The organism is Mycobacterium sp. KBS0706, assembly GCF_005938675.2.
Classification (GTDB): domain Bacteria; phylum Pseudomonadota; class Alphaproteobacteria; order DSM-16000; family Inquilinaceae; genus Inquilinus.
Map to the genome: position 1 here is coordinate 62,868 of NZ_VCCH02000003.1, position 25,244 is coordinate 88,111.

Here is a 25,244-nt window from a genome sequence, read left to right on the forward strand (position 1 = left end):
TCGCATTGACGTCCGGCCGCCGATCCGAACACTGGGGCCGAAGTCGCAGGGAGTTCGGCGGCGGACAGCGTCGGAGTTGAGTTATGGCGGAAACGCCGGGCCGCAGGCGCCCTTCCGGGGATCGCGAGAGCCTTTCCGAGTGGCTGATCATCGTCGCCCAGACGGATCCCGCTGCAACGGAGTCCTTCTTCTCCGAAACAGCGGTCGGCTCTGCGGCCGGGACCGGAGACATCGGCGATCATCCTTCGACATTCGGAGGGCTTGGCGCGGCCCCGAACGACCAGGATGACGACGACGGGCTGGAAACCCCGGGAGCGCCCGAGAATCCCGGCTCCCCTCCCGAGCAGCCCGATCCCGGCATATTGGCTCTGAACCTCGCCAGCATGCTCTCGCCCATCGAGCTGTTTCGCCAGGCAGAGACGGATGCGAGTCTGAAACGCGCCATCGAGGCTTCGGACGATACGGAGCTGAAGCAGAAGCTGGCGAAGTGCCGGAGAGTCCAGGACGGCTGGGCCGGGCTGCTGGGGATGCGGCCGGACGGCACCGACGAAGACTACATGCTGATCGACAAGAACGTGATCACACGGCTGACGCGGACCCTCGATTGCTTGTCGTCCGATCAGCAGAAACTCCTTTTCGGCGCCGCCAAAAAGATCCGGAACCCTTGGAACCGGGCGGAAGCCCTTGGCAGCTTTGGCCCAGGCCTGTCGGCGCTGACGGAGTTGAAGACGGACGTCGTCGATACCGTCCTCAATGCCATACCCGATGACGGACCCAAGGCGGCGGCAATCGGAGGGCTCGGTCCGGGTCTGGCGGCAGTCCCCGAGCGGCAGGACGAGATCGTGCAGGCCGCGATCGGGTTCGGCTTGGAGGAGCATTGCGCGGACGCTCTCGCCGGTATCGGAGCGGGTGCGGCGGCCCTGACGAAGGCCAACCAGGACCTCGTCTTCAACAAGGCCGTCAAGCTTCTGGACGCCCTGTCCCGAGGAAAGGCGATCGGGGGCTTCGGCCCGAGCCTGACGGCGCTGCAGCCGAAACAGCTGGCGACTCTTGTCGATGCAGTCTGCGGCATGGACGGCCCGTCGCTGGCGGAGGCCGTGGACAGGCTCGGCCCCTATCTGACGGTGCCGCCGCTGACGGCGGCGCAAGTAAAGAGGGTGGTCGCGGCGGTTTACGCGATGAGCGACGAGGTTTGCCAGGGCAAGGCCATCGGCGGCCTCGGCAAGGGCGCGGCGCTGGAGCCGGACGATCTGAAGGACCTCGTCAGGAAAGCCACGGAACGCGAGGACCCCGTCACCCACGAGGCAAGGGGAGAGATGTTTCTCGCCGACGCGATCGGAGGATTCGGTCCCCGCCTTGGAACGCTGGCGCGAGAGCAGCAGGAGACGCTCGTCACCAGTGCCGGCGGGCTGACCCTGGAACCCATGCGCGCGGCGGTGGCCGGAAAGCTCGGGCGGAGCGCGGGGTCTCTGGAACGGGACCTGCAGGAGACGATCGTCCATATCGCCATCGGCGTCGGCGACCCGCAGCAGAAGATCATTGCCTTCGGCGGTTTCGGCGAAGGCGGGAACCTGGGAGCCATGGAGCCGGATCTGCTGCAGCTGCTGATGACGGCTGCCGCCAATGAGGACGACGACGATACGCGCGCGGTGCTGATCGCAAGCCTCGCCGCGTGAGACGACCCCGCCTCAGGCGGGCGGCGTTTCAGCGGGCGTCGGATGAGCCGCCAGGCGCTGCACCAGCAGGGCCCGCAGCGCAGCCGGCTTCAGCGGCTTGTGCAGCAGCGGCAGGCCGCGGGTGCGCGCGGCGGCCTTCAGCGCCTCGCTGCGATCCGCCGTCACCAGCGCGGCCGCCAGCGGATGGCCGATCGCCGCCTCCAGCACGTCGAGCACCTCGAGCCCGGTCTCCATCCCGGCGAGATGGTAGTCCAGCAGCACCATGTCCGGCGCGCGACCGAGCGGCTGCAGGGCTTCCTTCGCCGCCGCCGCGTCGGTCGCCGCCAGCACGGTGCAGCCCCAGCCCTCCAGCAGCAGCCGGGTCGCGGTCAGGATGGCATGATCGTTGTCGACGCAGAGGACCAGCCGCCCTGCCAGGTCGGTGGCCGGCGATCGCGGCCGGCGCGTCTCGACCGGCCGCGCCGCGATCGGCGTCGGCGACAAGGGCAGCACCACCTCGAACACGCTGCCGCGGCCGGGCCAGGAGCGGACGGCGATCCGATGGCCGAGCCGCACCGCGATACGCTCGACGATGGCGAGGCCGAGTCCGAGCCCCGCCGGCTCATCCTCGCCGCCGGAGCCGAGGCGCCGGAACTCCTCGAAGATGGCGGAGAGCTGCTCCGGCGGGATGCCCGGCCCGGTGTCCCAGACCTGGATCGCCAGGGCGCCGCCCCGTCGCCGGCAGCCGACCAGCACCGTGCCCTGCCTTGTGTAGCGCACGGCGTTGGCGACGAAGTTCTGCACGATGCGGCGGACCAAGGCCGCGTCGGTCTGCACGGCCGCGGTCGACGGGACGACCTTGAGGCGCAGGCCGCGGCGGCGCGCGATCGGCTCGAAGGGCAGCACCGCCAGGCGCAGGATCTCGTCCACCGCCACCGGCCGCGGCTGCGGCTCGACGGCGCCGGCGTCGAGCTTGGAGATTTCCAGCAGCGCCTGCAGCAGCTCCTCCACCGCGCCGAGCGAGCTGTCGATATGGCCGACCAGCGAGGCCTCCTGCCGCCGGCCGAGCCGCTCCGCCAGCGTCGCGGTCAGCAGCCGGGCGGCGTGGAAGGGCTGCAGCAAATCGTGGCTCGCCGCCGCCAGGAAGCGGGTCTTGCCGAGATTGGCCGCCTCGGCCGCGGCCTTCGCCGCCGCCAGCGCTTCGTTCAGCTCGGTCAGCTCGCGGGTGCGCGCGGCGACGCGGCGCTCCAGCGTCTCGGCGGTCTCGCGCAGCACGGCCTCGGCCCGGCGCTGCTCGGTGATGTCCTCGTACAGGGTGAAGAAGCCGATGACGCGGCCCTGCTCGTCCCGATGCGGGATATAGGTGCCGCGCGCCAGCTCGGCCCCGGCGGCGGCGAAGCCGATCTCGAACACCTGGCGCCGCCCGGCCAGGGCCGCGTCGATATAGGGTTTCAGCCGGGCGTAGCGGTCCTCGCCCAGGGCAGTGCGGATCGACAGGCCGTTGCTCTGCCCCCGCTCCAGCCCCAGCGCCTGCTCATAGGGGCGGTTGGTGAAGCGGTAGCGCTGCTCGCGGTCGACATAGGCGATCAGCACCGGGACATTGTCGGTGTAGATGCGGATGCGCCGCTCGCTCTCGCGCAACGCGTCCAGCGTGGTCACCCTGTCGGTGACGTCGGTGCAGACCAGGACGAAGCCGCCATCGGGCATCGGGTTCGTCTGCAGCTCCAGCACCCGCCCGTCGGCGCCGCGCCGCTCGTGGCTGTGGGCGCGCCGGCGCCGCTCCGGATCACGCTGCTCCTCCAGCAGCACCGAGAGGTCGAGGCCGCCGGCCGGTCCCGTCAGCGTCTGCAGCGGCATGCCGATCGCGACCTGCGGCTCGGCCAGGCCGAGGATCTCGACGAAGCGGCGGTTCCAGGCGGCCAAGCGCAGCTCGCGGTCGAACACGCCGATGCCCTGGCCGATATTGTCGAGCGTCGCGCTCAGCAGGTCGCGGTTGAAGAGGATCGCCTCCGACGCCTCACGCAGCAGGGTCTGCGACCGGCCGATGGCGGTGCGCTGCCGGCGCATCGTCGCGGCGACCATGATGCGGGCCGAGGCGGCGCCGATCGCCCCGCTCAGCAGCCGCTCGGTGTGGTCGGCGAGGTCGCGGTCGCGCAAAGCCGCCACCGGCCCGCCGAAGGCCAGCTCGGCCCGGTCCGGCCCGATGAAGCGGGCGACCAGGGTCTTCAGATCGTCGAAGGCGGCGGCGCGATGCGTGGCCTGCGGCCGCGGCCGCGCCTCGACCAACGGGCCGATGAAGGCCTCAGCCTGCTCGCGGTCGCGCTCGCCCGCCTGGGCCCAGCGCGACACGCCGACCAGCAGCGCGGTGTTGAGCGCGAGGCTCCAGAAGGCGCCGCGGGTCAGGGCGTCGACCTCGTCGCCGATGCCCCAAAGCGCACCCTCGATCCCGAACAGCGGCACCGAGGACACCCAGTCGACCCCGGTCAGGGTCGGCGCCAGGAAGACCACGACCCAGACCAGGAATCCCCCCGCCATGCCGGCGAAGGCGCCGTGGCGATGGGCGCCGCGCCAGTACAGCCCGGCGATCAGCGCCGGCCCCAGCTGGGCCACGGCGCAGAACGCGATCAGGCCGATCGACGCCAGCGGCAGCCGCCCGCCGATCATCGCGTGATAGGCATAGGCCAGCAGCAGGATGGCGAAGATGGCGATCCGGCGGATGCGCAGCACGGCGGGGCCGAGGTCGCCGTCGCCGCGCGCGGCCATGCCGCCGCGCAGCAGCAGCGGCAGCACCAACTCGTTGCTGATCATGGTGCTGAGCGCCACGGTCTCGACGATCACCATGCCGGTGGCGGCCGACAGCCCGCCCAGGAACACGGCCAGCGACAGCAGCGGGTCGCCCGCCTGCATCGGCAGCGCCAGCACGAACAGGTCGGGGTCTGCGGTGGTACCCAGCAGCAGCAGCCCGGCCACGGCGAAGGCCGGGACGAACAGGTTGATGGCGCCGAGATAGGCCGGGAACAACCAGCGCGCGGTGCGCAGATCGGCCGGCCGACCGCTCTCGACCACGCCGACATGGAACTGCCGCGGCAGGCACAGGAAGGCCAGCGCCGACATCACCGTGATCGACACCCATTCCGGCCCGACCGAGAAACCCTCCAGCCGCGCCTGCAGCGCCGGCACCGACAGCAGCCGCGCCGCCAGGTCGCCCGGCCCGTCGAACATGGCGAAGGTGACGAAGGCCCCGGCGGCGAGGATCGCGCCCAGCTTGACCAGGGATTCGAAGGCGATCGCCAGGATCATGCCCTGGTGCCGCTCGTTGGCCTGGACGTGCCGGACGCCGAACAGGATGGCGAACACCGCCATGGTCAGGGCGACATGCAGGGCGGTGTCGGTCCACACCGGCGCGCCCCCTCGCCCCCCCGGGCCGGTGGCCAGCGCGCCGAAGCTGAGCGACACGGCCTGCAGCTGCAGCGCGATATAGGGCAGCACGCCGACCAGCGCGATCAGGGTCGCCACCGCGGCGACGACGCGGCTCTTGCCGTAGCGGGCGGCGATGAAGTCGGCGACGGAGGTGATGTTCTGCTCGCGCGCCACCCGGGTGATCTTCCGCATCATCGGGAAGCCGACGGTGATCACCAGGATCGGCCCGACATAGATCAGGGTGAAGTCGAGCCCGTGCGACGCGGCCCGGCCGACGCCGCCATAGAAGGTCCAGGAGGTGCAGTAGACCGCGAGCGAGAGGGCATAGACCGCGGGCTCGCGCAGGCCGGAGCGCCAATAGGCCGGGCTGCGGTCGCCGATGAAGGCGACGGCGAAGAGCAGGCCGAGATAGCCGAGCGCGATCAGCCACAGCAGCCAGTCAGCCACCGCCCGTTCCCCGCATCCCGCGCCTGATCCTCCCGGTCATGATGCCAGCATAAGCCGGCCGGGGCTCGAGGCCGAGCGTTTCGGCAAGCGAACCCAACCACGGTCGTGCCGACTTAGCTGCTGTCCGGTATCGACGGTTTCGGCATGGGTTGGCCGGCGTCGGAGCCATCCAACGGATGGGGCCAGCCCGCCGCGGGCTCGTGATCGACAACATCCTCGACGGGCTCCACCGGCTCGACGTCCACCGCCTCGCCACCATCGGCCCAGCCGCGCGGCAGCCAGTCCGGGTTCGGCGGACGACCGATCTTGCGGCAGACCTCGCGCACGAACTCCTCGGGCGACAGGGAGTCGAGCTGCGCGTCCAGGATCTCGTCCTCGACCAGCGTCTCCCGGACCGTCGCCCGGACGTGCTCGACATCCTCGGCCACATCGGGCGCCGCAGCCGCCTCGGCCACGGCCTCCGCGGCCTGCTCCCGCCGCTGCCGGCGGCGCTCCTCCTCGCCCGAGTCCTTGCGCTTTTTCTTCCGCATCCCGAAGTCGACGCGGATCCGCTCAGTCATGGCGATCGACAGCCGCATCGAGCGGGAGAGGCGCGATTGCATCAGCGCGTAGTCCGGCGCATCCGCCCCGCGCGGGCTCTGCTCCTGCTGCCGCACGAGCATCCGCTTGGTGCGGTCATCGACCTCGATCATGCTGCGCAGCATGTCCAGCGCCCACCCCGTCCACTTCATGTCGGGGTCGGTCGGCCGGATCTCGTCGAAATCGGACTGCGGGCTGCTCATAGAACGTATCATGAACAAAGATAGCTCATAATACTACTGCGATCGTGTTTTCCGTGGTGGAACAGCGTGTTGCCTTCGCCGCACGCGGGGCCTTCGATACTCCCCAATCCGTCATCCCCGCGAAAGCGGGGATCTGGCAGCGCGCTCACCGGCAGGAGATTCCCGCTTTCGCGGGAATGACGACAAAGGGGTGGGCGGCGTTCGGAAAAGGTCGCGCCGCAATCGGGTCAGCCGAAGAAGCGGGCCGGGCGGAAGGTGGCGAGTTCCGGCCGGACGGCGCCGCGCAGCAGCTCGTCGGCCACGGCGGCGCCGAGGACCGCGGCCAGGGTGACGCCGCTGTGGGTCACGGCGGCGTAGTAGCCCTCGACCTGCGGCAGCGGGCCAACGGCGGAATAGCCGTCCTTCGGGATAGCCCGGATGCCCAGGCGCACCGCCTCCGGCTCCACCGGGCCCATGGCGGGAAGGATCGCCTGCGCCTTGCGGATCAGCTCCCGCATCTCCGGCAGGTCGACGCCCGGGCGCGGCGCCGTGGCCGGGTCGAACTCGTCGTCGTTGCGGCAGACCAGCAGGCGGCCGGCGCCGTCCGGCCGGATGTCGCAGCCCGGCGCCTTCAGCAGGCGTTCGAGCCCGACCGCGACCGGCGGGGTGAAGGCCAGCAGCCCGGCGGTCGGCGCCAGCGGGATGTGCAGCGCCGGGTCGAAATCGTCGGCCCAGCGGCCGGTGCAGTTGACCACCAGGTCGGCGCCCAGCGTCCGGCCGTCCGCAATGGTGACGCCGCTGACCCGGCCGGACCGCAGCTCGACCTGGGCCACGCGGGCGCCGATCTCGACCCGCGCGCCGAGGCGCCGGGCGGCGGCGAGCATCGCCTGGGCATAGACCACCGGGTCGACCCAGCCCTCCTCCTGGAACCACGCGACCGGCGCGTCGCCGACCGCCGCCGGGTCGATGTCGGGCGCCAGCTCGCGCAGCTGCGCCGGAGAGATCCATTCGGCGGCATAGCCCCACTCGCGCAGCCGGTCGAACCGTTGTCGCTGCTCCTCCCTCCCGGCCTCGTCGGCCCATTCCAGGCTGCCGTTCAGATGCAGCCAGGGCGTCGCCGCGAACTCGTCGCGCAGCGCCGCATGCGCCTTCATCCCGGCGACGTTGAGGTCGTGATAGGCCCGCGGCGTCTTTCCGTGCGAGTTGACCCAGGCGAAGCTGGTGCCGGAGGTGCCGGCACCGATCCGCGTCGCCTCCAGCACCGTGACCGACGCGCCGCCCTGCGCCAGCCGGTACGCCACCGAGGCGCCGATGACGCCCGCGCCGATCACGATGATGGAAGGCATTCTGTCCTCAGTTCTTCTTCGTCTCTTCCAGATAGAACCGGCCGAGCGGGTTCTGGCCGAAATTCTCGATGTTCTTGCGCGACACGCTCAGATACGGGCTGTAGTACAGGTCGATCCAGTTGACGTCCGCCTTAGCCGTCTTCTGCAGGTCGACATACATCGCCTCGCGCTTGGCCGGGTCGGCCTCGACCCGGGCCTCGGCCACCAGCGCCTTCACCCGGTCGTTCTGGTACCGGGTCATGTAGTTCATGTTGGTGTCGTGGCCCAGCACGAAGGTCGTCTTCTGGTCGGGGTCGATGATGTCGTTGGTCCAGTAGTTCATCGCCATGTCGTAGTCGCCGGCGACCTCCATGTCCCAGGTCTGGCTCGGGTCGACCTTCTGCAGGTTGGCGGTGATGCCGACCTTGGCCAGCTGCTGCTGCACCAGCACTGACACCTGCTCGTCCACCGTGTCGCCGGTCTGCACCAGATAGGTCACGGTGACGTTGTCGACGCCTGCTTTCTTCAGCAGTTCCTTCGCCTTCTCGGGGTCATGGGCCCGAGCGCCGTTGTCGGCGGTGTAGTACAGCGCGCCCTTCGGGATGTAGGAGTTGGCGACGGTGCCGACGCCGAAGGTCACGGTGTCGACGATCGCCTTCTTGTCGATGGCGAAGTCGATCGCCTGCCGCACCTCGGGCTTGTCGAGCGGCGGGTGCGAATGATTCAGCAGCAGGTGGTCCTCGCGGGTCGAGGGGTCCTTGTGGACCACCAGGTTCGGGTCCTTCTCCAGCTCCGCCACCTTGGCGAAGGGCACGAAGATCGCGGCGTCGAGCTCGCCCGCCTGCACCTTCAGCATGCGGGTGTTGTCGTCGGGCACCGAGATCCATTCGACGCCGTCGAGGTTGACCTGGTCGGCCTGCCAGAAATTCGGGTTCTTCTTCAGCACCACCTTCTCGCCGCGGCGCCATTCCTCGACCTGGAAGGCGCCGGAGCCGACCGGCTTCTCGGCGAAGGCGTCCTCGCCGGCCTGCATCGCCTTCTCCGACACGATCGAGGCGCCGGGCATCGCCAGCGTCGCCAGGAACGGCACCATCGGCTGGTTCAACGTGATCACCAGCGTGTGGTCGTCCTTGGCCTCGGCGGTCTTGATCACCTTGTAGGTGTCGCTCCACAGCGATCCCGGGTTGTCGCGGATGCGGGTCAGCGAGAAGGCGGCGTCCGACGCCGTCAGCGGGCTGCCGTCGGAGAATTTCGCGTCGCGCAGGTTGAGGGTGTAGACCGTGCCGTCGTCGGAGACGGTCCAGCTCTCAGCCAAGCCGGGCACCAGCTTCTGGCCGGACTTGTCGACCCGCACCAGCACGTCGAAGACGTTCGAGAACACCCAGAAATCGACGTTCTGCGAGGTCTTGATCGGGTCGAAGGTGGTGCCGTCCTCGCGCCGGCCGATCGTCAGCACGCCCGCCGCCTCCGCCGCCGCCCCGCCGGCGACCAGCGCCGCGAGGAACGCCGCCGTGGCGATGCCGAGATGTTTCCGTGTCATCGTGAGCCTCCGGTTGTTGCCCCGTCTCAGTGTGCGGGGATTGCAGGATAGAGATGGCAGGCCGCGAAGCGCCCGTCGACCGGGCGCAGCGCCGGCGGCGCCCCGGCCCGGCATTCCGCCATGGCGAAGGGGCAGCGCGGATGGAAGGCGCAGCCCGGCGGCAGATCGAGCGGGCTCGGCGGCTCGCCGCCCAGCAAATCCGCGGGCAGGGTGCGGTCGGGGTCGATCTCCGGGATCGCCCGGACCAGCGCCTGGGTGTAGGGGTGCTTCGGCGCCGCGAACACCGCCTCCGCCGCCCCCTCCTCCACGATCCGGCCGAGATACATCACCGCCACCCGGTCGCACAGCCGGCGGACCACGGCGAGGTCGTGGGCGATGAAGATCAGGGCCAGGTTCATCCGGGCCTTCAGCTCGATCAGCAGGTTGATGATCTGCGCCTGGATCGAGACGTCGAGCGCCGCCACGCATTCATCGGCGATGATCAGCTTCGGCTCGACTGCCAGCGCCCGGGCGATGCCGACGCGCTGGCACTGGCCGCCGGACAGCTCGGCCGGGCGGCGGGACGCATGCTCGGGCCTGAGGCCGACCAGGGTCAGCAGCTCCGCCACCCGGGCCGGGACGCGGTCGCGCGGCACCTTGCGGTGGACCCGCAGCACCTCGGCGATCGCCTCGCCCACCGCCATGCGCGGGTTCAGCGCGCCATAGGGGTCCTGGAAGATCATCGCCGTCTCGCGGCGCAGCCGGGCCACGCCGTCGCGGCGGCCCGACGCCACGTCGGCGCCGCCGAAGCGGATGGCGCCGCCGCTGATCTCGCCGAGCCGCAGGATGGCGCGGCCCAGCGTGCTCTTGCCGCAGCCGGATTCGCCGACCAGCCCCAGCGCCTCGCCCGGCGCCAGGGTGAAGGACACGCCGTTGACCGCCCGCACCAGCCGCGGCGGGCGCCCAGGCAGCTTCAGGCCGCCGGCGCGGAAATGGACCTCGAGATCCTGGACGTCGAGCAGGGTCATGCCGCGTCCCCCAGCGCCCGGTGGCAGGCGGCCATATGGCCCGGCTCCGGCCAGGATGGGTCCGGCCGCACCGAGATGCAGCGGTCGAAGGCGCGGTCGCAGCGCGGGTGGAAGCGGCAGCCGGAGGGCAGGTCGGCCAGAGCCGGCGGCTGGCCGGGGATGAAGGGCAGCAGGCCGTTGCCGCTGCCACCATGGGACGGCTGGCAGGCGATCAGCCGCGCTGTATAGGGATGGCGCGGCGCCGCCAGCACCGCCCGCTTGGCCCCCGCCTCGCACAGCGTGCCGCCATACATCACGGCGATGCGGTCGCAGCTCTGCGCCACCACGCCGAGATCGTGGGTGATCAGGATGATGGCGAGGCCGCGCCGGTCGCGCAGGTCCAGCAGCAGCCGCAGGATCTGGGCCTGCACGGTGACGTCGAGGGCGGTGGTCGGCTCGTCGGCGATCAGCACCTCCGGGTCGCAGGCCAGCGCCGTGGCGATCATCGCCCGCTGCCGCATGCCGCCGGAGAATTCATGCGGATATCCCCCCGCCCGCCGCTCCGGGTCCGGGATGCCGACCTGGCGCAGCAGGTCCACGGCGGCGGCCCACGCCTCGCGCTTCGAGGCGCCACGATGCAGCCGGAGGCCCTCGGCGATCTGGTCGCCGATCCGCATCACCGGGTCGAGATGGCTGGTCGGGTTCTGGAAGATCATGCCGATCTCGCGCCCGCGCACTTGGCGCAGCGCCTCCGGCTCCAGCTTCGTCAGGTCGCGGCCCTTCAGCCACACCGACCCGCCGGCGATGCGCAGTCCCCCCGGCAAGAGGCCGATCAGCGCCCGGCAGGTGACGCTCTTGCCCGAGCCGCTCTCGCCCACCAGCCCCATCACCTGCCCCGCCTCGAGCGCGAAGGAGACGCGGTCGACGATGGTCGTCACCTCCCCCGCCCGGCTCAGGGCCACCGACAGGTCGCGCACCTCCAGGAGCGGCGCGGTCATTCCTTCACCCCGAGCCACTCGCCGAGGCCATCGCCGAGCAGGCTGAAGCCGAGCGCGATCACCGCCAGCGCCACGCCCGGAAACGCGGCGATCCACCAAGCGCGGATGATGAAGTTCTGGCTCTCCGCCACCATCAGCCCCCATTCCGCGGTCGGCGGCTGCACCCCGAGGCCGAGATAGCTGATCGAGGCGCCGAGCAGCGTGGTCAGCACCACGTCCGACATCGAGAACACGATCGAGCTGACAAGGGCGTTCGGCAGGATGTGGCGGGCCATGATGCGGAGATGACCGTAGCCCAGGCTGCGCGCGGCGGTGACGAAGTCGCTGGCCTTCAGCACCAGCACCTGGGCCCGGACCAGCCGGGCGTATGACACCCAGCCGACCAGGGCCATGGCGATGAAGAAGCTGCCCAGGCCGGGGCCGAGGATGGCGATGATCGCCAGCATCAGCACCAGGAAGGGAAAGGCGATGACGATGTCGACGATGCGCATCACCACGACATCGACCCAGCCGCCGAAATAGCCGGAGACGCAGCCGATGGCAGTGCCGACGATGAAGGGGAACAGCACGCCGAACACGCCCATCATCAGGTCGATGCGGGTGCCCCAGATCAGCCGGGACAGCACGTCGCGGCCGAAATTGTCGGTGCCGAGCCAATGTCCCGGCCCGGGCGGCAGCAGCGCGTTGGCCGTGTCCTGCTGGATCGGGTCATAGGGCGCGATCACCGGTGCCAGCAGCGCCACCAGGAGGAAAAATCCGACGATGCCGGCACCCCACCACAGCGCGCCCGGCACCCGTGGCAGCCGGAGCCTGAACCGCAGCCGGGCGGCGGGCGTGCCGGCGACGGCGCTCACAGCTTCACCCGCGGGTCGATGGCGACGGTCAGGATGTCGGCCAGAAAGTTCACGGTGACGCTGGCCACGGCGAAGGCCATGGCCACGCCCTGCACCACCATGTAGTCGCGGGTGAAGATGCCGCGCACCAGCAGCTGGCCCATGCCGGGGATCGAGAACACGTTCTCGATGATCACGGTCCCACCGATCAGCCAGCCGATATTGACCGCCAGCAGGTTGATGGTCGGCACGATCGCGTTGGGCACGACATGGCGCCAGAACACCATCCCCTCCGGCAGGCCGCGCGCCCGTGCCGCCGTGGCCTGGTCGGAGCGCAGCTCGGCGATCATCGCGGCCCTGAGGGTCCGGGTCAGCACCGCCGACAGAGCGAGCGCGATGGTCAGCCAGGGCAGCACCAGATGGTGCAGCCGGTCGGCCCAGTCGTCGCCATAGCCCGCTACCGGAAACAGGCCCAGCGTCACACTGAACAGGATGATCAGCATGATGCCCAGCCAGAACGGCGGCAGGCCGAGCCCGGTGGTGGAGACGATGCGGATGGCGTGGTCGGCCAGCCGGCCGCGGCGGCGCGCGGCGATGGCGGCGAAGGGCACGGCGATCAGTAGCGACAGCAGCACGGCGCCGAACACCAGCAGCAGCGTCGGCTCGATCCGCTCGGCGATCAGGCGCAGCACCGGGACCTTGTACAGGATCGACCGGCCCATCTCGCCTTGCGACAGGTTCTGCAGGAACAGGCCGTATTGCGTCCACAGCGGCTCGTCGAGCCCGAACTGGGCACGGATCCGGGCGATCGCGTCCGGCGTCGCCTTGGTGCCGAGCAGCACCCGCGCCGGATCGCCGGGGATCGAGCGGATCAGCACGAAGGTGATGACGCTGATGCCGAACAGCACCGGGATCAGTTGCAGTGGACGGGTCAGGACGAAGCGGAAGCGGTGCATCGACGGTCAGCCCGGGCGGCGGGCGGGCATCAGGCGCCCCGGTTCTGTTCGAGGAAGTCCAGCAGCACCGGGTAGTAGGCGTGCGGCTCCTCGTAGAACGGCATGTGGCTGGAGTTCGGGAAGACATGCAGCCGGGCGTTCGGCAGCGCCAGCTTCATGCGCAGCGCGCAGGCCGGCGTCAGCTCGTCATGCTCGCCGCAGGTGATCAGCACCGGCACGGTGATCCGGCGCATGTCCGGCAGCCGGTTCCAGTCCTTCAGATTGCCGGTGTAGAGGAACTCGTTCGGTCCCTGGATGGTGCCGTAAGGCCCCATGTTCCAGTCGTCGAGCGACCGCCTGACCGGCGCCGGCCAATGGTCCAGCCGGCAGACATGGCGGTGGTTCAGGATGGTGATCGCGGCCTGGTACACCGGGTGGTCCAGCGTGCCCTCGGCCTCGTGCCGCTGCATCATCGCCACAGTCTCGGGGCCCAGCGCGGCGCGCAGCCGCTCCAGCTCGCCGATCAGATGCGGGATGTCGGCGGCGGTGTCCTCCAGGATCACGGTCTTCAGCGCCTCGGGATGGGTCAGCGCATATTCGACGCTGAGCCAGCCGCCCCAGGAATGGCCCAGCAGATGCACCCGGCCGAGGCCGAGCGCCTGGCGCACCGTCTCCACCTCTTCGACATAGCGGGTGATGGTCCACAGCGCGGGATCGGTCGGCCGGTCGGAGGCGCCGGTGCCGAGCTGGTCGAAGGCGACGACGCGGTAGCCCTGATCGATCAGGCAGGAATGCGCGTCGCGCAGATAGTCACAGGGCAGCCCCGGCCCGCCATTGAGGCACAGCACGGTCTCCGGTCCCGAGCCGAAGCTGTAGGCCACGACCTTGTGGCCATCGACACGAATCTCGTCCCGCCGATCCGGCGCGATTTCCCGCCACATCCTGCCATCCCCGTCATTGATCTTTTTTGCGTCGCGGAACGCTAGACTGATCGGACAAATCAGACAAGACGGCCGACGAGGGAAGATTATGACCGACGGTTGCCGGTGACCCTGGCGAGGATGGCGAGCGCGCCAGAGCGTTCCTCGGTCAGGAAATGGCTCAAGCCGAAGGCCTGGAGCGAGGACCGGATGGTCTCGACGATCCGCGCTGCCGGGTCATCGTAAATGATCCAGATCTCCCCGCCCGGACGAAGGCTGCGAGTGGCGTGTGGCAGCGCCAGGCCGGGGCGGGTCCAGAAGCTGTTGACGCGGATGGCGAAGATCCGGTCGAAGCCGCCCGGCTCGACCGGCCCGTGCTCGATGTCGCCCCTGGCGATGCTCACCCGCCCGGCCGCGATCGTCGCCGCGTTGACGATTCGCGCCCGGGCCACCGCGGGGTCGGAGCGGTCGATGGCAACGACGGTCGCGGTCGGCTGGCGCGCGATCACCGCCTGAATCGCCTGGCCGGTGCCGCAGCCGATCTCCAGCAGTCGCTCGCCGGGCCGCGGGGCCAGCAGGTCGACCGCGGCCCGGATTCGGGGAGAGACCGTCACGCCCGCCCGTACACCGGCACGATGGCACCACGGGCGACCTGGTTGGCCGGCGACGCGAGATGCAGGATGGTCGCCGCCACCTCCTCCACCTTCGGCCAGACGTCGTGATCGGCCTTGGGCATGGCGGCGCGGTTGGCCGGGGTATCCATGGTCGAGGGCGCCACCGCGTTCACCAGGATGCCCTGCCCCGCCACCTCCTGCGCCAGGGCCACGGTCAGGGCCGCCAGCGCCGCCTTCGACGCGGTGTAGGCGGTCATGCCGGCGCCCTGGCGCCATTCCAGCGCCGGCCGGGCCGCGACATTGACGATGCGCCCGCCGCCCTGCCCGATCGCCTGCACCGCGGCGCGGCAGCACAGGAAGGCGGAGACGAGATTGGTGTCGAGTTGCTGCTGCAGCATCGCCTTGTCCGTCCCGCCGATCGGCGCCATGGCGAAGCCGCCGGCGACATGGATCGAGGCCCAGAGCCCGGGCAACGCCGCATAGAACGCCGCCACCGCCGCCTCGTCGGTCAGGTCCGGCACCGGCGCCAGCACCACCCGGTCATGGCCGCGATGGGCGAAACGACGCGAATCCTTCAGGTCGCGGACCGGGATGTGACAGATGGCGCCGGCGTCCAGCAGCAGCCCGACCACCGCCGCGCCGAGCGCGCCGGTACCGCCGGTGATGACGATGTGACGATCCTGGAATTCCATGGGTTCTCCTTCAGCCTGAGCGACGATCCTCCAGGATCATCGCCGCGGCCTTCTCGGCGATCATGATGGTGGGCGAGTTGGTGTTGCCAGAGGTGATGGTCGGCATGATCGAGGCATCGGCGATGCGCAGCCCCGTCAGGCCGCGCACCCGCAGCCGCTCGTCGACCACGGCCAGCGGGTCCTGGCCCATCTTGCAGGTGCCGACCGGGTGGAAGATGGTGGTGGCGATGTCGCCGGCCGCCCGCGCCAGATCGGCGTCGTCCTGCAGCGCCGGGCCGGGCCGTACCTCCTCCGGCGCATAGCGGGCCAAGGCCGGGGCGGCGACGATCCGCCGGGTCAGCCGGATGCCGTCGACCGCGACGCGGCGGTCGGCCTCCTCCGCCAGGTAGTTCGGCCGGATCGCCGGCGCCGCGGTCGGGTCCGGGCTCTTGATCCGGACCGAGCCGCGGCTCTGCGGCCGCAGGTTGCAGACCGAGGCGGTGAAGGCCGGATAGCTGTGCAGCGGCTCGCCGAAGCGGTCGAGGCTGAGCGGCTGGACATGGTATTCGAGATTGGCCGTCTCCTGCGCCGGATCGCTGCGGGCGAAGGCACCGAGCTGGCTGGGCGCCATGCTCAAGGGACCGCTGCGGAACAGCGCGTATTCGACGCCCATGCCGATGCGGCCGAGCAGCCGGTTCGCTCGCTCGTTCAACGTCGGCACGCCCTTGACCTTGTAGACCAGGCGCAGTTGCAGATGGTCCTGCAGGTTCTCGCCCACCCCCGGCAGGTCGTGCACCGGCTGCACGTCATGCGCGGCCAGGAGGTCGGCCGGGCCGATGCCGGAATGCTGCAGGATGGCGGGGGAGCCCACGGCGCCGGCGGCCAGCACGACCTCGCCCGCCGCGGCATAGGCCTCGGTGCCGTCCGGCCGGCGAAACACCACGCCGGCGACCCGCTTGCCCTCGAGATGCAGCTTCAGCACCTGGGCGTGGGTCTCGACCGTCAGGTTGGGCCGCTTCAGCGCCGGATTGAGAAATCCCTTGGCCGTGGTCCAGCGGATGCCGCGGCGCTGGTTCACCTGGAAATAGCCGCAGCCCTCATTGTCCCCGGTGTTGAAATCCTCAGTCGGCGGGATGCCGGTCTCGGCCGCAGCCTGGCGGAAGGCGTCGAGGACCGCCCAGGACAGGCGCTGCGGCTCGACCCGCCATTCGCCGCCGGCGCCGTGGAAGGCCGAGCGGCCCTGCCAATGATCCTCGGACCGGGTGAAATAGGGCAGCACGTCGTCCCAGCCCCAGCCGGCATTGCCGAGCTGCCGCCACTGGTCGTAGTCGCGCGCCTGGCCGCGCATGTAGATCATGCCGTTGATGGCGGAGCAGCCGCCCAGCACCTTGCCGCGCGGATAGTTGATCGCCCGGCCGCCAAGCCCGGCCTCGTGCTCGGTCTTGAAGCACCAGTCGAGGCGCGGATCGCCATGGGTGTAGAGATAGCCGACGGGAATATGGACCCAGATGGTTCCCGGCCTGCCCCCCGCTTCCAGCAGCAGCACCGAGGCCTTGGGGTCGGCCGACAGCCGGTTGGCCAGCACGCAGCCGGCCGAGCCGGCGCCGACGATGACGGTGTCGAACGTTCCGATCGTCCGCGTCATCGGCCCGCCGTGTTCTTCAGCACCATTCCCGATCCGCCTTGGGTTTTGGGTATCGATGCCGATCTTCCTACAAGGCCGGCAGCCGCACAATCATTGCGACCTCGGCCCCGCGACCCCGGCAACGCTCGACGGGTCGCGCGGCCCGCGCTAACCATTCGTGATCCGACAGGCGAGAAAGCATATGGCCAGCGACGTCGAAACCGTGACCGCCACCCCGGACTCGCCGCCGCGGCAGCGCATGGCGGCGCATCTGGCGGCGATCGGCCGCGGCCCCGGCCGGTCGCGGCCGCTGACCGAGGCCGAGGCGCAGGACGCCTTCGCCATCATCCTGTCCGGCGAGGCCGACCCGATGCAGGTCGGCGCCTTCCTGCTGCTGGAGCGCTATCGCGGCGAGACGGCGGCGGAGCTGGCCGGCATGATCCGCGCCGGGCGCGCCGTGGTCACCGCCGCCCCCGCGACCCGGCCGGAGCTCGACTGGCCGTCCTACGCCGCCGGCAAGACCCGCGGCGCACCCTGGTTCCTGCTGTCGGCCCTGCTGGTCGCCCGCGCCGGCCATCCGGTGCTGATGCATGGCATCAACGTCCGGGTCACCGAGGGCATCGAGACCGAGGATGCGGTGCGGGCGCTGGAGCTGCCGGTGCCCGAGACCCCGGCCGAGGCGGCGCGGATCCTGGACGCGACCCGCTTCGCCTATCTGCCGCTGCGCGCGGTCAGCCGCACCCTGACCGAGCTGATGGAGCTGCGGCCGGTGCTGGGCCTGCGCAGCCCGGTCAACTCGGCGGCGCGCCTGCTGAACCCGTTCGAGGCCAAGGCCAGCTTCGTCGGCGTGTTCCACCCGGCCTATCAGGACCTGCACCGCGACACTGCGCGGCTACTGGGCCAGAGCGACCTCTGCGTGGTCAAGGGCGCCGGCGGCGAGGCCGAGCGCACGCCGCTCAAGGCGCTGTCGCTGCAGCGCCTGGTGGCCGGCGAGGCGCTGGACGAGACGGTGCCGCCGATCGTCGGCGAAGGCCGCGGCGAGCGGCTGGCGCGCCACGACCTGGAGCATTTCCGCGCCGTCTGGACCGGCGTTGCCGAGGACCCCGCGGCCGAGGCGACGGTGGTCGGCACCGCCGCGGTGGCGCTGGCCGTCATCGCCGGCGACAGCGGCGAAGCCGCCCATGCCCGCCATCTGGAGCAGGCGACGGCGCTGTGGCGCGAGCGGAACCCCTGACTCTCACTTCGGGTCGAAGCCGAACACCGCCTCGTCCGGATCCGGCAGGCCGAGGATGGCGCGGGAGATGATCTGGGCGGCGATGGCGCTGAAGGTGAAGCCGTTGCCGCCATAGCCCAGCACGGCGAAGCATCGGTCCATGCCCGGAATCCGGCCGATCGTCGGCAGGCCCGTGCGGCTTTCGCCGAAGCTGCCGGTCCAGCGGAACTCCGGCGTCGGATCGAGCGACGGCCACAGCGCCGCGATCTTGCGCGCGATGGCCTTGCTCTTCTTCGCGATCAGCGCGTCCCGCTTGTCGTCATCGGCGAAGGGCTCGTCCTCGCCGCCGGCGACGACCCGCCCGTCCGGCGTCGTCCGGGTGTAGAAATACGGGTCGCTGGCCTCCCAGACCAGGGCACGGTTGGGCCACACGGTCTGCGGCGCGGTGGCGATCGCCCAGGTGGAGCGGATGTCGCTGGCCGCCGCCGGAACGAAAGGCAGCAGCTCGTAGCCGGTGGCGAAGACCGCATGGCGGGCCTTGATCCTGGCCCCGTCCGCCGTCGTGATGGTGACGCCGGCCCGGCTCTCTTTCACCTCCCTGGCCTCGACCGGGGCATGCAGCGAGGCGCCCCGCGCGATCGCCGAGCGCCACAGGCCACCGACCAGGCACAGCGGGTCGGCCTCGGCGCTGCCCGCCGTGACGGTGGCGCCCGCGACCTGCAGCGCGGTCAGGCGGTGCAGCGCCTCGCCTTCGATGAAGCGAGAGCGCAGGCCGATCCGCGCCCGGGCCTCGCATTCGCGGCGCAGCGCCGTCAGGCCGAGCACATTGCCCGGCAGATAGACCGAGGGCCGATCCCGGAAGCGGGCCTGGAGCCGCAGATCGCGGATCCGCGCCCGCAGGAACCCGACGGCGGCCGCGGACCGCCAATAGGCCCGCGCCGCCTTTTCGCCCCCGACCTCGTCGGCCAGTTGGGTCAGCGGCCGGTCGAGCTCGGTGGCAAGAAGAGCCGTGCTGGCGGCCGAGGATCCGCGTCCGAATTCGCGGCGGTCGATGGCGATGACGCTCAGCCCGGCCTGCAGCAGCGAATCCGCGACCAGGGCGCCCGACACGCCGCCGCCGACGATCACCGCATCCGCCGCACCATCGCCTTCCAGCGGCGGCGCGGGGATCCGTGGCATGCCGTTCATCGTCCACACCGGCTGCCCGGAACGCAGGTCGAGATGGCGGGTCATGCCGGCTCCAGCGACGTCGAGGTCCCTGCGGAAACCGCGCCGCGCTGCGTCCCGTTCCCCGCTTTGCCTTCCACGACGACCCCTGTCTCCGTGGAGGTGCGGGCGGCGTTGGGGTATCTTGCGCCGGTTCCTCGCGTCACGCTTGCGGCTGGGAGGCCGCGAAGGGCATGACCGATCCTGCCGACGACCGATTGGCGGTGGATCTGCTGATCCGGGGCTTCCAGGTCTCGCGGACGATCCGGCTCGTGGCCGATCTGGGCATCGCCGACCGGATCGCGCCCGACGCCACGTCCAGCATCGCTGGCCTGGCGGCGGCGACCGGGGTCCTGGCGGGACCGCTGCTGCGGGCGATGCGCGCCCTTGCCGCATTCGGCATCTTCCGCGTCGACGCCGACGGCATGGCGGCCCACACGCCGCGATCGCTGCTGCTGCGCAGCGATGCGCCGAACAGCCTGCATCCTTCGGCGCGGTTCCGGACGGCCGCTGGGTCCTGGCGGGCCTGGGAAGCCCTCGATGTCGCCCTGCACGGGAAGAACCCGCACGAGGCGGCCTGGGGGACGAGCCGCTTCGACTACCTGCGGGACCATCCCGACGAGGCCCGGATCTTCGACACCTTCATGGCGCATTTCCCGGACGACCGCCACGGCGCCATCGCCACCGCCTACGACTTCACCGGCACCCGCCTGATCGCCGACATCGGCGGCGGCAACGGCGAGTCCCTGCGCCGCATCCTGGCGCTCAACCCGGCCGCACGGGGCATCGTCTTCGACCGGGCCGACGTGGTCGCGGCCATCCCGCCCGAGGCGCTGGCCGGCAGCCGGATCACGCCGCACGGCGGCAGCTTCTTCGACGGCGTGCCGGCCGGCGCCGACCTCTATCTGCTGGTCCGCGTGCTGCACGACTGGCCGGACGAGGACGCGGCGCGGATCCTGCGGTCGTGCCGGTCGGCCATGGGAGCGGACGCGCGGCTGCTGGTGGTCGAGGGCCTGATCGAGCCCGACCCGTCGCGGGGGCGGCCGACCGAATACCTGACCGATATGCAGATGATGGCCATGTTCGGCACGGCCCTCGAGCGAACCGAGGCGGAGTTCAGCCGGCTGCTGGCCGGCGCGGGATTCGAACTGACCCGGGCGATCGCGACCACCTCGTCTGTCACCATCCTGGAAGCAGCGCCGCGCTCCTTGCCCGGATGATGACGACGCCCCTCGCCCCGGCTACGACTTCGCGGCGGGCGCCGACGGCACGGGCAGGAGGATCTCAGAGGCGATCTTCCAGTCGCCGCCGGCCTTGATCCAGTCGATCACGATCAGGAACGGCCTGGGCGTGCCGTCCTGCCCGGCATAGGACACTGTGATCGTCACCGGCACGTAGGATTCCGCGATCTCGCGGGTCAGCCCGACGACCTTCAGCTTCGACATGTCGGGCGCCAGCACCACCGGTCCGGATGCGGCGATGTCGTGCAGCTTCCGGTCGATCGCCTCGTTGCCCCAGTAGCCGGCCCAATTGCCCTCGGACGGCACGGCGCTCTTGGCCACCAGCAGAGTCGATGGCGACTGCCAGTACATGCCGTGCAGGACCGTGAGGTCGTGCCGGTTCGCCGCCGCCATCAGCTGACCGAACCGCGACCCGACCGCCGCCAGGGTGCGGGCGTCCAACGGGTCCCGGTGCTCGGCCGCCTTTGCGGGCACGGTGGCCGCCACCATGGCAAGGGTGGCCGCGAGGAGCATCCTCTGCATGATCGATACCTTCGGGATTCGGGTTTCGGCAGGATGGCCTAAGCCTGTGGCTTGGCGGCCTTCGCCGCGCCCCAGAGGGAGCCCGGATTGGCCCGGCCGGGATGGAGTTCGAGCATGGCGTCGTAGAGCCCGCGCGCGGTCGACGTCGCCGCATCCAGGCGGTTGAAGTCGCGGAGATACTGTCGTGTCTCGGCGATGACGCGCGGATGGTCCTCGGCCCCCGGCACCTTGTGCGCGGCAATCACCGTCTCCGGCTCCAGCGCCTCGAGCCGGTCGAGTGTGGCGATCCATTCCAGCCGGCTCTGCGTGTCGGTCTCGCCGAGATAGAGGTGGATGCCGTTGTAGACGACGTCTCCGCCGACCAGCAGCCCGATCGACGGGATATGGAGACAGGTCGACACCGCCGTGTCGGTCCGCCCGGCATTCACCACGACCAGCCCATGCCCCTCAAGCTCCAGCGCGTCGCCCTGCAGCGGCTCGGCGGCCGGGAGTCGGTCGAGAATCTCCCCTGGGAACAGCCGGCGCCAGAAGCCGTCGACGTTGGCCGGGGCCAGATGCGCCTGCATCGCCCGGACCACCGCCGGCGTCGCCACCGCCCGAGCCTCCGGAAATCGCTCCAGCAGCGGCGCGAGGCCGAAGAAATGGTCGCCATGCGCGTGGGTAACGTAGATCGCCGTGAGGCGCTTGCCGCTGGCGACCACCCAGTCCAGCAGGGTCTGCGACTGAGCGGCGGTGAGGAAGGTGTCGACCAGGACGGCGTCGCGCTCGCCCCGGATCAGCACGGCGGAGTTCGCCACCCATGCCAGATCTTCCTTGCCGGGCGGCAGGTCGCGGCTGAGGCCGGGGCGCTTGATCGTCAGGACATCCCAGCGCAGCGCTGGTCCGGTGGTCATGGCTGCATCCCTTTCCTTGACGGCCAGTCCGAGGGAGCCGATAAATTATATATGACCGGTCGTCTTGAATTAATCAAGGAACCTTGAGATGACATCTCGCCCGGCGGCCCGGCGGGGCCCGAAGCCAAAGCCCGGCACCCGCGGCACGCTCGTGCAGGCGGGCCTGGGGATCATGCATGCGGAGGGGTATGCGGCGACGGGGATCCAGGCGATCGTCGAAGGCGCCGGCATCCCCAAGGGCTCATTCTACAACCACTTCGCCAGCAAGGAGGCGTTCGGGGCTGAGGTGATCGACGCCTATTCCGAGCGTGGGCAGGTGAAGCTGCGCGACACCCTGACCGACCCCGGCCGGGCGCCGCTGGCGCGGCTGGAAGCTTATTTCGACGACCGCATCAAGGCGTTCCGGGTCTCCGGCTATGTCCGCGGCTGTCTGATGGGGAATTTCAGCGCCGAGGCCGCGGACCACAGCCCCCTGATCCGCGAGCGCCTGGCCGGGCATTTCGCGGCCTGGACCGGCCTGATCGAGGCCTGCATCGCCGAAGCACAGGCGCAGGGATCGGCAAGCCGCCGTTTCCCCGCGGCACTGCTGGCCGGCTTCGTCATGAACAGCTGGGAAGGCGCGCTGCTGCGGATGCGCGTGGAGAAGAGCGACGCTCCGCTCATCGCCTTTAAAGAGATCGTCTTCGGCGGGCTTCTGGCCTGACCTGCGCCGCCCCGTCGATCCCGGCGACTACTTTGTCCGGCCCGTCTTATAGGCCTCGATCGCGCTGGTGATCAGCCGATGATCGTCCTCATGCGGCAGGCCGGAGACGCCGATGGCCCCGACCACCTGGGTGCCGATGCGGATCGGGAAGCCGCCGCCATGGTCGATCATCGCCGTGCGCACCGACGGGCTCTCGGCCAGAGTCCGGCCGCGCGCCTTCAGCCGGTGGTGCAGCCACAGCGTGCTGTGGCCGAACTGGCGGACGGCGGCGAATTTCAGGTCGAGCCAGACCTGGTTGTCGGCCGCGGTGCCGTCGAGCGAAGCGGCGAACAGCACCCGGTCGGCGACCTGGATGCGGATGGCGACCGGGGCCGGCGCCGCCTCGACCAGCGCCCGGCCGATCGACCAGGCCTCGGCGAAGTCGAAGCGGTCGAAGGCCAGCCGCGCCTCCTCGGCCTCCAGCTCGGCGGTGCGGGCGGCATGGTCGATCCCGGTCATCGGTCCCTCCTCGAATCTGCGGGACCGATCCTGCCACAGCCGCAGCCGGCATGGGGATGCGACGGCTTATTTGACCCCGACCACCATCGAATAGGGGCCGACCAGGGCCTCCTGGCGGACCGAGGCGAAGCCCGCCTCCCGCAGCCAGCCGATGCAGTCGGCGCCGGTGTAGTCGAAGCCGCCCGGCGTCTCGATCAGCATGTTCAGGCTCATCAGCAGGCCGGCGGCGTGCTCCCGCCGGTCGTCGTCGATCATCTGGTCGTAGACGATCAGCGCCCCGCCCTGCGGCAGGGCCGCTCGGGCCTTGGCCACCAGCATCCGTTTCTGCTCCAGATCCCAGTCGTGGAGGATATGCCCCATCACCAGCACCTCGGCCGAGGGCAGGTCCTCGTGCATGAAGTCGCCGCCATGGAAACGCACCCGGCCGGCCAGGCCGCGTTGCGCCACATAGGCTTCGAAGACCGGCCGCACCGGCGGCAGGTCGAACCCGCCCGCCTCCAGATGCGGATGGGCGAGGGCGAGCTCGACCGGCACCGACCCCGCAGCGGTGCCGATGTCGATGACGCTGCGGACCCCGGCCCAGGGGAAGCGGGCGGCGAGCGCATGCGCCGTCGGCAGGCTGATGCCGGTCATGGCGTTGAGGAATCCGGCGAGACCCTCGGGGCTGGCATAGATCGCGGCGAAGAAATCGCCGCCGGCCTTGGCCTCGTTCTGCGGCTTGCCGGTGCGCAGCGCCTCGGTCAGGTTCCCCCAGAAGGGATAGAGCCGCCGGTTGGCCATCTCCAGGATGCCGCCGACATAGGACGGCTTGCCGGAGTCGAGATAGAGATCGGACTCGGCCGTGTTGGCGTAGACCCCGTCATTCCGTTCCAGCATCCGCAGCGCCACCAGCGCGTCGAAGAAGTCGCGAACGCTGCGCTGGTGCAGGCCGAGCTTGTCCCGCAGCGCTTTGCCGTCGAGCGGGCCGCCGGCCAGCGCGGTGAACACGCCCAGCTCTACCGCGCTCAACAGGGTCTTCGAGGCCCAGAAGCCGAACCCCAGCTGCATGATGAGGTCCGGCGTGACCGGGGCCTGCCGGCCGGCGGGTGCCGTGGACATGATGGATCTCCCCAAGGGGCATGACGACCATCATGACGATCACCGGGCCGAAGCGGATGTGGCAATCCCCCGATTGGGAGACCAATTGGGGGGCATCGGCGGCGGGAAACTCCGTCAGTCCCCGTCGCGCAGGGTCAGCGAGCCGTCATTCAGCCGGCAGCGCAGTACCGTCGCCGGCCCGAGCGCTTCATAGGTCGCCGGATTCAGGTGCTTCAGGCTGAGCTCGGCGGTGTTGTCCGGGAAGATCCGCAGCCGGATGTATTCCAGCGACATCGCGCCATTCGCCGCCTCGAAGGCATGGGTCTCGGAGGTGGCAATGAACTGCGGCGTCAGGTTGTAGGTGGTGAAGGTCGGCACCGCCACCACCGGCGGGCCGCCGGCGCCGGACGGGTCGAGGCATTTGGCGAGGTCGATCACCACGCCCGGCTTGTCGCCCTCACGCAGCTCGCGGTCGAGCTTGCCGTAGTCCCAGCCGGCCCGGGCCGGAGCCGCGGCAGTGAGCAGGACCAGCATTGCCGCGGCCGAGGCGCAACGGAACGGGCGAAGGCGGACGGTCATCGGCTGCGAGTCCTTGCGGTGGAGTTTCTGGGACCGCGATCCTACCCGATTCGCGCCGATGGGGCCGCGGAGGAAACGGGCGGCCGGGGTCCTGCCCCGGCCACCCGGCAACCTCAGGCGTCCTTGTCGGGATCGATCGGCCCGAGCTCGATGACGACATCGGTCGGCTCGGGCTCATGCGGCGCCAGCGTCGTCCGCTCGGCATCCGCCCAGCCGGCCAGCTTGATCACCTGCCCTGCCTGCGCACCGGCCGGTGGGATCTCGACCGCCTCGAGGATGTAGAGGCCCTCGCCGTCGAGAAGGAAGGTGTGCTCGCCGAACATGGTGCTGAGCTGGGACATCGCCGGATGATTCTCGGGCAGGGCCTGGGCCCCGAACCGGGTCACCGTCCGGTCGACCAGTGCGGTGTTGAGCTTCATCGCGTGCTCCTGTCGATGGAGCCACCCCTCGGGGCGGCCTGTCGATCGGGTCGCGCCGGGCCGCATGCCACGGCGCGTCGCGGGACCTCCCACACTCGGGGTGGTGCGATATCGGCCGTCCGCACGACTTACCTAAGTGCTGCACAGCATCCTGCAACCCCGGG

General features: G+C 70.4%; 23 protein-coding genes. 4 read left to right on the plus strand and 19 right to left on the minus strand.

The annotated features are described in order from the left end of the window. Positions 1-83 precede the first annotated feature (83 nt). The gene (locus FFK22_RS02340; protein ID WP_138886680.1) at positions 84-1,676 is read left to right on the plus strand and encodes a hypothetical protein; all 1,593 of its coding nucleotides are present in this window, start codon (positions 84-86) and stop codon (positions 1,674-1,676) included. A 12-nt stretch (positions 1,677-1,688) separates the two neighbouring features. Here FFK22_RS02340 and FFK22_RS02345 read toward each other — a convergent pair whose 3' ends face one another. From FFK22_RS02345 to FFK22_RS02400, 12 genes are all read right to left on the minus strand, one after another. Then, complete coding sequence (locus FFK22_RS02345) at positions 1,689-5,522, minus strand: NahK/ErcS family hybrid sensor histidine kinase/response regulator (RefSeq protein WP_138886681.1); 3,834 nt, start codon at positions 5,520-5,522, stop codon at positions 1,689-1,691. A gap of 113 nt (positions 5,523-5,635) precedes the next feature. Beyond that, positions 5,636-6,226 (minus strand): hypothetical protein, encoded by a 591-nt coding sequence (locus FFK22_RS02350; protein ID WP_143956790.1) that lies wholly within the window; start codon positions 6,224-6,226, stop codon positions 5,636-5,638. Between the two features lie 305 nt (positions 6,227-6,531). Then, a complete protein-coding gene (locus FFK22_RS02355; RefSeq protein ID WP_138886683.1) occupies positions 6,532-7,629 on the minus strand; it encodes an FAD-binding oxidoreductase in 1,098 nt (365 codons plus the stop codon). 7 nt (positions 7,630-7,636) lie between these two features. Beyond that, complete coding sequence (locus FFK22_RS02360; RefSeq protein ID WP_138886684.1) at positions 7,637-9,148, minus strand: ABC transporter substrate-binding protein; 1,512 nt, start codon at positions 9,146-9,148, stop codon at positions 7,637-7,639. Positions 9,149-9,174: 26 nt separating this feature from the next. Further along, entirely contained in the window at positions 9,175-10,155 is a 981-nt protein-coding gene (locus FFK22_RS02365) for an ABC transporter ATP-binding protein (protein WP_138886685.1), read from the minus strand. Beyond that, positions 10,152-11,132: an ABC transporter ATP-binding protein gene (locus FFK22_RS02370; RefSeq protein WP_138886686.1), complete on the minus strand. Its 981-nt coding sequence runs from the start codon at positions 11,130-11,132 to the stop codon at positions 10,152-10,154. Before FFK22_RS02370 ends, FFK22_RS02365 begins: the two co-directional genes overlap by 4 nt. After that, positions 11,129-11,986 carry an ABC transporter permease gene (locus FFK22_RS02375; protein ID WP_138886687.1) on the minus strand — a complete coding sequence of 286 codons (858 nt, stop codon included), beginning with the start codon at positions 11,984-11,986 and terminating at the stop codon, positions 11,129-11,131. Before FFK22_RS02375 ends, FFK22_RS02370 begins: the two co-directional genes overlap by 4 nt. Beyond that, a complete protein-coding gene (locus FFK22_RS02380) occupies positions 11,983-12,921 on the minus strand; it encodes an ABC transporter permease (protein WP_138886688.1) in 939 nt (312 codons plus the stop codon). The genes FFK22_RS02375 and FFK22_RS02380 overlap by 4 nt, the downstream gene beginning before the upstream one ends. 29 nt (positions 12,922-12,950) lie before the next feature. After that, positions 12,951-13,841, minus strand: a complete 891-nt coding sequence (locus FFK22_RS02385) for a proline iminopeptidase-family hydrolase (protein ID WP_138886689.1) — start codon at positions 13,839-13,841, stop codon at positions 12,951-12,953. 86 nt (positions 13,842-13,927) lie between these two features. Then, positions 13,928-14,434, minus strand: coding sequence for a class I SAM-dependent methyltransferase (locus FFK22_RS42655; protein WP_186002261.1), 507 nt, complete (start codon positions 14,432-14,434; stop codon positions 13,928-13,930). After that, the gene (locus FFK22_RS02395) at positions 14,431-15,126 is read right to left on the minus strand and encodes an SDR family NAD(P)-dependent oxidoreductase (RefSeq protein WP_138886691.1); all 696 of its coding nucleotides are present in this window, start codon (positions 15,124-15,126) and stop codon (positions 14,431-14,433) included. The genes FFK22_RS42655 and FFK22_RS02395 overlap by 4 nt, the downstream gene beginning before the upstream one ends. A 10-nt stretch (positions 15,127-15,136) precedes the next feature. Next, positions 15,137-16,750 carry a GMC family oxidoreductase gene (locus FFK22_RS02400; RefSeq protein ID WP_138886692.1) on the minus strand — a complete coding sequence of 538 codons (1,614 nt, stop codon included), beginning with the start codon at positions 16,748-16,750 and terminating at the stop codon, positions 15,137-15,139. Positions 16,751-16,931: 181 nt separating this feature from the next. On the opposite strand from FFK22_RS02400, the gene FFK22_RS02405 reads away from it, so the two are divergent. Then, positions 16,932-17,963: a glycosyl transferase family protein gene (locus tag FFK22_RS02405; RefSeq protein ID WP_138886693.1), complete on the plus strand. Its 1,032-nt coding sequence runs from the start codon at positions 16,932-16,934 to the stop codon at positions 17,961-17,963. 3 nt (positions 17,964-17,966) lie between these two features. On the opposite strand, the gene FFK22_RS02410 is transcribed toward FFK22_RS02405, so the two are convergent. After that, positions 17,967-19,175 carry an FAD-binding oxidoreductase gene (locus FFK22_RS02410; protein ID WP_138886694.1) on the minus strand — a complete coding sequence of 403 codons (1,209 nt, stop codon included), beginning with the start codon at positions 19,173-19,175 and terminating at the stop codon, positions 17,967-17,969. A gap of 167 nt (positions 19,176-19,342) precedes the next feature. Between FFK22_RS02410 and FFK22_RS02415 the strand changes: the two genes are divergently transcribed. Beyond that, the gene (locus tag FFK22_RS02415; RefSeq protein ID WP_138886695.1) at positions 19,343-20,368 is read left to right on the plus strand and encodes a methyltransferase; all 1,026 of its coding nucleotides are present in this window, start codon (positions 19,343-19,345) and stop codon (positions 20,366-20,368) included. 21 nt (positions 20,369-20,389) lie between these two features. On the opposite strand, the gene FFK22_RS02420 is transcribed toward FFK22_RS02415, so the two are convergent. Next, complete coding sequence (locus tag FFK22_RS02420) at positions 20,390-20,911, minus strand: hypothetical protein (RefSeq protein ID WP_138886696.1); 522 nt, start codon at positions 20,909-20,911, stop codon at positions 20,390-20,392. A gap of 38 nt (positions 20,912-20,949) precedes the next feature. Further along, a complete protein-coding gene (locus FFK22_RS02425) occupies positions 20,950-21,804 on the minus strand; it encodes an MBL fold metallo-hydrolase (RefSeq protein WP_138886697.1) in 855 nt (284 codons plus the stop codon). Between the two features lie 88 nt (positions 21,805-21,892). On the opposite strand from FFK22_RS02425, the gene FFK22_RS02430 reads away from it, so the two are divergent. Next, positions 21,893-22,507 carry a TetR/AcrR family transcriptional regulator gene (locus tag FFK22_RS02430; RefSeq protein WP_138886698.1) on the plus strand — a complete coding sequence of 205 codons (615 nt, stop codon included), beginning with the start codon at positions 21,893-21,895 and terminating at the stop codon, positions 22,505-22,507. A gap of 27 nt (positions 22,508-22,534) precedes the next feature. On the opposite strand, the gene FFK22_RS02435 is transcribed toward FFK22_RS02430, so the two are convergent. From FFK22_RS02435 to FFK22_RS02450, 4 genes are all read right to left on the minus strand, one after another. Continuing rightward, positions 22,535-23,005: a heme-binding protein gene (locus tag FFK22_RS02435; RefSeq protein ID WP_138886699.1), complete on the minus strand. Its 471-nt coding sequence runs from the start codon at positions 23,003-23,005 to the stop codon at positions 22,535-22,537. A gap of 66 nt (positions 23,006-23,071) precedes the next feature. Then, positions 23,072-24,103, minus strand: coding sequence for a methyltransferase (locus FFK22_RS02440; protein ID WP_138886700.1), 1,032 nt, complete (start codon positions 24,101-24,103; stop codon positions 23,072-23,074). Between the two features lie 114 nt (positions 24,104-24,217). Beyond that, positions 24,218-24,661: a VirK family protein gene (locus FFK22_RS02445; protein ID WP_138886701.1), complete on the minus strand. Its 444-nt coding sequence runs from the start codon at positions 24,659-24,661 to the stop codon at positions 24,218-24,220. A gap of 113 nt (positions 24,662-24,774) precedes the next feature. Further along, positions 24,775-25,080: a hypothetical protein gene (locus tag FFK22_RS02450; RefSeq protein ID WP_138886702.1), complete on the minus strand. Its 306-nt coding sequence runs from the start codon at positions 25,078-25,080 to the stop codon at positions 24,775-24,777. Positions 25,081-25,244: the final 164 nt, after the last annotated feature.

Excerpts from the sequence above, each read along its gene's own strand:
- FFK22_RS02340 (WP_138886680.1), top strand. The coding sequence starts at position 84 with ATGGCGGAAACGCCGGGCCGCAGGCGCCCTTCCGGGGATCGCGAGAGC.
- FFK22_RS02350 (WP_143956790.1), bottom strand. The coding sequence starts at position 6,226 with ATGCTGCGCAGCATGATCGAGGTCGATGACCGCACCAAGCGGATGCTC.
- FFK22_RS02355 (WP_138886683.1), bottom strand. The coding sequence starts at position 7,629 with ATGCCTTCCATCATCGTGATCGGCGCGGGCGTCATCGGCGCCTCGGTG.
- FFK22_RS02360 (WP_138886684.1), bottom strand. The coding sequence starts at position 9,148 with ATGACACGGAAACATCTCGGCATCGCCACGGCGGCGTTCCTCGCGGCG.
- FFK22_RS02365 (WP_138886685.1), bottom strand. The coding sequence starts at position 10,155 with ATGACCCTGCTCGACGTCCAGGATCTCGAGGTCCATTTCCGCGCCGGC.
- FFK22_RS02370 (WP_138886686.1), bottom strand. The coding sequence starts at position 11,132 with ATGACCGCGCCGCTCCTGGAGGTGCGCGACCTGTCGGTGGCCCTGAGC.
- FFK22_RS02380 (WP_138886688.1), bottom strand. The coding sequence starts at position 12,921 with ATGCACCGCTTCCGCTTCGTCCTGACCCGTCCACTGCAACTGATCCCG.
- FFK22_RS02385 (WP_138886689.1), bottom strand. The coding sequence starts at position 13,841 with ATGTGGCGGGAAATCGCGCCGGATCGGCGGGACGAGATTCGTGTCGAT.
- FFK22_RS02395 (WP_138886691.1), bottom strand. The coding sequence starts at position 15,126 with ATGGAATTCCAGGATCGTCACATCGTCATCACCGGCGGTACCGGCGCG.
- FFK22_RS02400 (WP_138886692.1), bottom strand. The coding sequence starts at position 16,750 with ATGACGCGGACGATCGGAACGTTCGACACCGTCATCGTCGGCGCCGGC.
- FFK22_RS02405 (WP_138886693.1), top strand. The coding sequence starts at position 16,932 with ATGGCCAGCGACGTCGAAACCGTGACCGCCACCCCGGACTCGCCGCCG.
- FFK22_RS02410 (WP_138886694.1), bottom strand. The coding sequence starts at position 19,175 with ATGACCCGCCATCTCGACCTGCGTTCCGGGCAGCCGGTGTGGACGATG.
- FFK22_RS02415 (WP_138886695.1), top strand. The coding sequence starts at position 19,343 with ATGACCGATCCTGCCGACGACCGATTGGCGGTGGATCTGCTGATCCGG.
- FFK22_RS02420 (WP_138886696.1), bottom strand. The coding sequence starts at position 20,911 with ATGCAGAGGATGCTCCTCGCGGCCACCCTTGCCATGGTGGCGGCCACC.
- FFK22_RS02425 (WP_138886697.1), bottom strand. The coding sequence starts at position 21,804 with ATGACCACCGGACCAGCGCTGCGCTGGGATGTCCTGACGATCAAGCGC.
- FFK22_RS02430 (WP_138886698.1), top strand. The coding sequence starts at position 21,893 with ATGACATCTCGCCCGGCGGCCCGGCGGGGCCCGAAGCCAAAGCCCGGC.
- FFK22_RS02435 (WP_138886699.1), bottom strand. The coding sequence starts at position 23,005 with ATGACCGGGATCGACCATGCCGCCCGCACCGCCGAGCTGGAGGCCGAG.
- FFK22_RS02440 (WP_138886700.1), bottom strand. The coding sequence starts at position 24,103 with ATGTCCACGGCACCCGCCGGCCGGCAGGCCCCGGTCACGCCGGACCTC.
- FFK22_RS02445 (WP_138886701.1), bottom strand. The coding sequence starts at position 24,661 with ATGACCGTCCGCCTTCGCCCGTTCCGTTGCGCCTCGGCCGCGGCAATG.
- FFK22_RS02450 (WP_138886702.1), bottom strand. The coding sequence starts at position 25,080 with ATGAAGCTCAACACCGCACTGGTCGACCGGACGGTGACCCGGTTCGGG.